The organism is Chitinophaga sp. (assembly GCF_035761305.1).
In the GTDB taxonomy this organism is placed as follows: domain Bacteria; phylum Bacteroidota; class Bacteroidia; order Chitinophagales; family Chitinophagaceae; genus Chitinophaga.
The window spans coordinates 1-5,157 of the sequence record NZ_DASTRI010000011.1 but is presented as its reverse complement, the minus strand read 5'-3'; the positions used below and the strand labels follow the sequence as shown (position 1 = coordinate 5,157).

2 protein-coding genes are annotated in these 5,157 nt (G+C 52.2%); one reads left to right on the top strand and one right to left on the bottom strand.

The genetic code is table 11. From position 1 onward, the window contains the following. Nucleotides 1-103: 103 nt before the first annotated feature. Nucleotides 104-472, top strand: coding sequence for a response regulator (locus VFS25_RS01600; RefSeq protein ID WP_326460362.1), 369 nt, complete (start codon nt 104-106; stop codon nt 470-472). Here VFS25_RS01600 and VFS25_RS01595 read toward each other — a convergent pair. Continuing rightward, nucleotides 469-5,157: PAS domain S-box protein (locus tag VFS25_RS01595; RefSeq protein ID WP_326460361.1), on the bottom strand; the 4,689-nt coding region annotated here is incomplete at its 5' end. The two genes, VFS25_RS01600 and VFS25_RS01595, sit on opposite strands and share 4 nt — an antisense overlap.

Here is a 5,157-nt window from a genome sequence, read left to right as displayed (position 1 = left end):
GTCGTACTGATCATTGCATTTTAGAAAAATCAGTTTATCTTACTTATACATAAAGACCTGATTGTCGACTTGTAGTGGGAGTTCCGTTAAATTACACTGTATTATGACTAAAGTGCTTGTTCTGGATGATAATTTGCCCATCCTGGAGGCTATTTCTTTTATCCTATCGAGAAGAAAAATTGAAGTAATTACCCTGAATGACCCTGCCATGTTGGAATCATCCCTGCAAGATCATAACCCAGACCTGCTGCTGATGGACATTGCCCTGGGGCAATATGATGGCAGAAACCTGTGCCGGCAGCTGAAGCACAGGCCGGGGCTGGAATCATTGCCGATTGTATTATTTACCGCCAAGTACTTTAGCAAGGCCTCTATAGACGCCTCCAAAGCAGATGCCGTGATTGAAAAACCTTTCCGCATACAGGAGTTGTATGCTGTATTGGACCGGTTTCTTCACCCATCGCATAGTTAAGCGCCTTGTGCGCCGTTGCTTTTGTATGGCAATGTAACATGAAAAACCGTTCCTTCTCCTTCCCGGCTATTTACGGAAATAATGCCGCCGTGCCGCTGCACAATGCCCGCGGTAATATACAGGCCAAGGCCCATGCCCGGGAAAGTTTGCCGTTCCAGGTTACCCACGCGGAAAAAGCGGTCAAACACCCGGTCTATCAAAGCCTGTGGAATACCGATCCCAAAATCCTGCACGCTCAGGCGTACGCCTTCATCTGCTTCCTTTGTGGTGATGATGACATCTCCGCCCTGCGGTGAATACTTAATGGCATTGGATATAAGATTGGTAAGCACCTGGCTGATATGCTCCCGGTCTGCAGTAATGGAGTGTATTTTGCCCAGCTTTAAAATAACCTTATGCTTTTTGGAAAGATATTTCAGCTGCTCGGCCTGTTCCTTTATGAGCTTATTGAGGTCAAATACCTCGGGGTGCAGCACCAGCTTTCCTTCCGCTATTTTGGTAGTGTCCAGCAACATATTAATCAGTTCTGTCATCCGGTCTATCTGCACATCCAGCTTTTCCATCAGCGCGGCGCTTTGATGGTCTTCTGCTTCCTCAAACATTTCCTGCAGCACTTCTGCGTAGGCTTTAATGCTGGTAACCGGTGTTTTCAGCTCATGGCTGGCAATGCCGATAAAATCTTCTTTTTGCTGCTCAAGGGCTTTGCGTTCGGTAATATCCAGTACTACCGCCACTACGGAACGTGGGCTGCCGGCATGATTACGTATAGGCGCTACACTCACAGCCGTCCATACGGGTGTGCCGTTCTTGTGTACAAAGCGCTTTTCGATCTCAAAGGGGGCGCCTTCTGCAATCAAACGCCGGAACAGCTCCTGGTTCAACTCCAGGTCATCAGTATGGGTAAGCTCCCAAACGGTTTTACCGGCCAACTCGGCTTCAGTGTAACCTGTCAGCTCACAGAACTTATTGTTTGTAAACAGCAACCTGCCATCCAGGTCTGCATGATAAATGCCGGCAGTACTTTGGCTTACAATAGCGCGGAAACGCTCTTCTGAATCGCGCAGCGCCTGCTCGTATAATTTACGTTCCATCAGGTCGGCAGCCTGGCGGGCCACCACATCCAGTAAACGTTGCACGGTTTCCGTTGGTTTGTAATGGGCGCGCCAGTGGCTGCTGATAACGCCTACCAGCTTGCCTTTACGCGATATAAGCGGCGTTGCCTGCACGGTGTGGAACCCCAGGCGGCGGTAGTGTTTCAGATCTTCTTTTCCAAGCCCGGCGCTGCCGGCTTCAATATCCTTTATCACCTGCTGTCCTTCGGCAAAGGCTATCCCATAAACGCTGCCGCCTGCCGGCACCCATTTCCAGTAGTCAGCGGCCGCCTCATCAAATCCTTTATATGCCAGTAAATGCAGCTGCTCTTTCTCGGGGTACAACATTTGTATACTGGCCGCATCAGACCGTGTGATTGCTATTACCGCATCAATAATACGCTGGTACAGTACATTCACATCATCTTCCGTTATCATCTGGCTGCTTACCTGCTGCAGCTGCTGCATATTATCCAGCTCCGTAGCCAGCCTTATCTCGCTCTTACGCAGCGCTTCTTCTGCAAGGGCACGTTCAATATACAGGTAAATACGCGGGGCAAGATCGCGCAGCAACTCCTGCTCGTCCCGGCGCCATATATAAGGTTCGTTCTTTTGCAGTATAACTATAAACCGCCATTTACCGTCGCTTACAAAAGGCGCCAGCAGCTGCGCACCGGCCCCCAAAGCCTGTAAAGCGGCTATTTTGTTTGCCGTATAAGTATCTGTGGTAATGTCATTTACGGGGTATACTCTGCCGGCCTTCATCACTTGTATAAAAGCATCTCCTCCCATAAAATCCCGCAGCTGTTGCCGGCCCATTATGCCGGGCAAATGCGGCCGGTGCTTATCGTATACCGTTGTAATGGCATTTTCCGCTTCATTCACATAGGCAAAGGTTAAACGGGACAAGTCAAAGCGGTTATATATTTTTTCTCCTATTGCTTCCATTACCTCATGGGGGGTCATAGGGCGTATGGCGTCTACACCTATTTCGGCCAGGAAAGCTATATTCGCCTCCGTTTGCTTACGTTCCGTGGTATCATTAATGATAATAGCCACCAGCCTGCCGTCTTTGCCTCCAACCCGGGAAAGGTGCGCTTCAAACCAGCGGCCCAACGCAGGTATATAATTCTCCAGGTGTACCGGTTCGCCGGTAAGCGCTACAGCGGTATAGGCCTCTACCCACTGCTGGTCGAGCCCTGCCGCCAGCTGGCCGGCAGTTTTACCTTTAGCCTCTGCTACTCCCAGCAGCTGCTCAAATACGCGGTTGCTTTCCAGCACCAGGAAATCGGCAGGTTTGCCGTTTGCACCGGGCATTACCTCTATAAGACAAAATGCTTCGTTAACAGACTCAAACAGGCTGCGGTATTTTTCCTCTGAGGCACGCACCGCGGCTTCGGCCTGGCGGCGCCCGGTAAGGTCCAGCGTAACCGCCAGTATTACAGGGCTGTCCTGTACTTTTAAAAGCGATAGTGTGCTGTTGGCCCACACCTGCCGTCCATCGGGCCGGCGGTAGCGTTTGTCAACCGACACCGGTTTGCCGGTTTCTGTAAGCTGGCGTACGGCGCGCAGGCTGCCTGGCAGGTCTTCCGGCACGGTAACATCGGCAATGCCTAAACGCAGCAGCTCTTCCCGGGTACGGCCCAGCATGCGGCAGAGCGCATCATTCACCAGCAGGAAACGCCCGTCTGTGGAAATTTCAGAAAGGCCCACCTCTGCCTCTGAAAAAATAGCAGACAAGCGCGCCTCTGACTGCCGCAGGGCCATTTCTGCATGTTTACGCTCGCTTATATCGGTAAATACCAGCACAAACTTGCCATTGCCTTTTTCGCCTACCGGGGCGGCATAGGTATCAAACCAGCGGTTCAGGCCTGCGAACCTGTTCTCAAACCGCAGCACATCCCCTTTCAGGGCCACCTGGCCAAAGGTTTCTATCCACCATTCCTCAATACCGGGGATGGCCTCCCGTGCTGTTTTTCCCCGCGCAAATTCCGGGTTCAGGCCGGTCATTTTTTCAAATGCGGGGTTGGTTTCCAGCATACGGTAATCAACCGGCTTACCGCCTGCATCTATAATTATTTCACAAAAGGCAAAGGCTTCATCTATAGAGTTAAATATAGTGCGGTAGCGGTCTTCGCTCTGGCGCAGCGCCTCTTCTGCCTGCTTACGTTCGGTAATGTCAAAAAAGGTGATCACCACCCCGTTTATGCGATCTTCCGCTGTGCGGTAGGGCAGCACCCGGGTCATGAACAGGCGGCCGTCTGTAGTGCGTACTTCACGTTCTACCGGCTGCAGCCTTTCCAGCACCCGCTCCGCATCCTCCATCAGCTCGTTATACTGCAGCCGGTGGGTAATGTCAGACAGGGGGCGGCCAATATCATTGGGAATAAGATTGAATAAGCTGCGCACCGGCGGTGTAAACAGGGCTATGCGCAGGCTGCGGTCCAGGAAAATGGTGCCTATCTCGGCCGATTTAATAAGGTTCTGCAGGTTATTATTGGCCAGGGTGGTTTCTTCTATTTTCACCTTCAGCTCCTGGTTCACGGTGCGCAGCTCTTCGTTAATGGATTGCAGCTCCTCTTTGCTGGTTTCCAGCTCTTCGGCGGCTGAGCGCAGCTCTTCGTTCATGGCCTGCAGCTCTTCATTGGAGGCTTTCAGCTCCTCTGCGTGAAACTCATGCTGTTCTATAGATGCGCGCAGCTGTGCCTTTACGCGTACCAGCTCTTCTTCCAGCTGGCGGGCCAGCGGCTCATCGGATGTTAAAATTACCTCCCTCTCTCCTGCTTCATCAGCCGCTCTTTCAAACAGCACCAGTATAAATCCTTTAGGGCCTTCCTCTTCCCGGAACACCGGCCTTACATGTATATTCACCGTTTCCGTATGATCATCTACCGTTACTTTCAGGCCGCGCGCCTCTACGGGTGTTTGCCGCTGTACCGCCTGGTATAGCGCGGAACGCAGCTCCAGCCGCAGCTCCGGCCTTATCAGCTTTAACAGGTTCTGCGAAGGCTCTCCCCCGGCTATCTGCAGGTAGCGGCCCGCGCGTTCCGAAAGATGTACAATGTCATACTCCTCACTTACCACCAAAGAAGGCGGCGCATATTGCTCCAGCAGGCGCTGGTGCAGGTCGCTGATGGTAATGCGCTCCATGGTGCGGTTGTCACGTTCTGCAGTAGCTGCGGAAACAATCGGCTGCTTAAACTGGAAGGTAGGCACGGATTCAGGCACAGGATAAGCATGCGATGTAAGCTGCCGGCTTTGAAAAATATGGTACTCGCGGCTGTAAATGGTGTACAGGTCGTTAGCGCCGGTAGCCGATTCTGACGATCCCAGGAACAGGAAGCCGCCCGGCTTTAAGGCAAAGTGAAAGGTTTCCATTACCCGCTCCTGCGCTGAATGATTCAGGTAAATAAGCACATTGCGGCAGCTCACCAGGTCGAGGTGCGAAAAAGGCGGGTCTTTGATGAAATTGTGGCTGGCAAACAGGATCATTTCCCTGATCTCGCGCCTTACGCGGTAGCCGTCGCCCTCCCGCATAAAAAACCGGCGCAGGCGCTCCGGCGCCACATCGGCCGTATCGCTGATGCTGTAAAA

Coding starts and splice junctions, on each gene's coding strand:
- VFS25_RS01600 (WP_326460362.1), top strand. CDS start 104: ATGACTAAAGTGCTTGTTCTGGATGATAATTTGCCCATCCTGGAGGCT.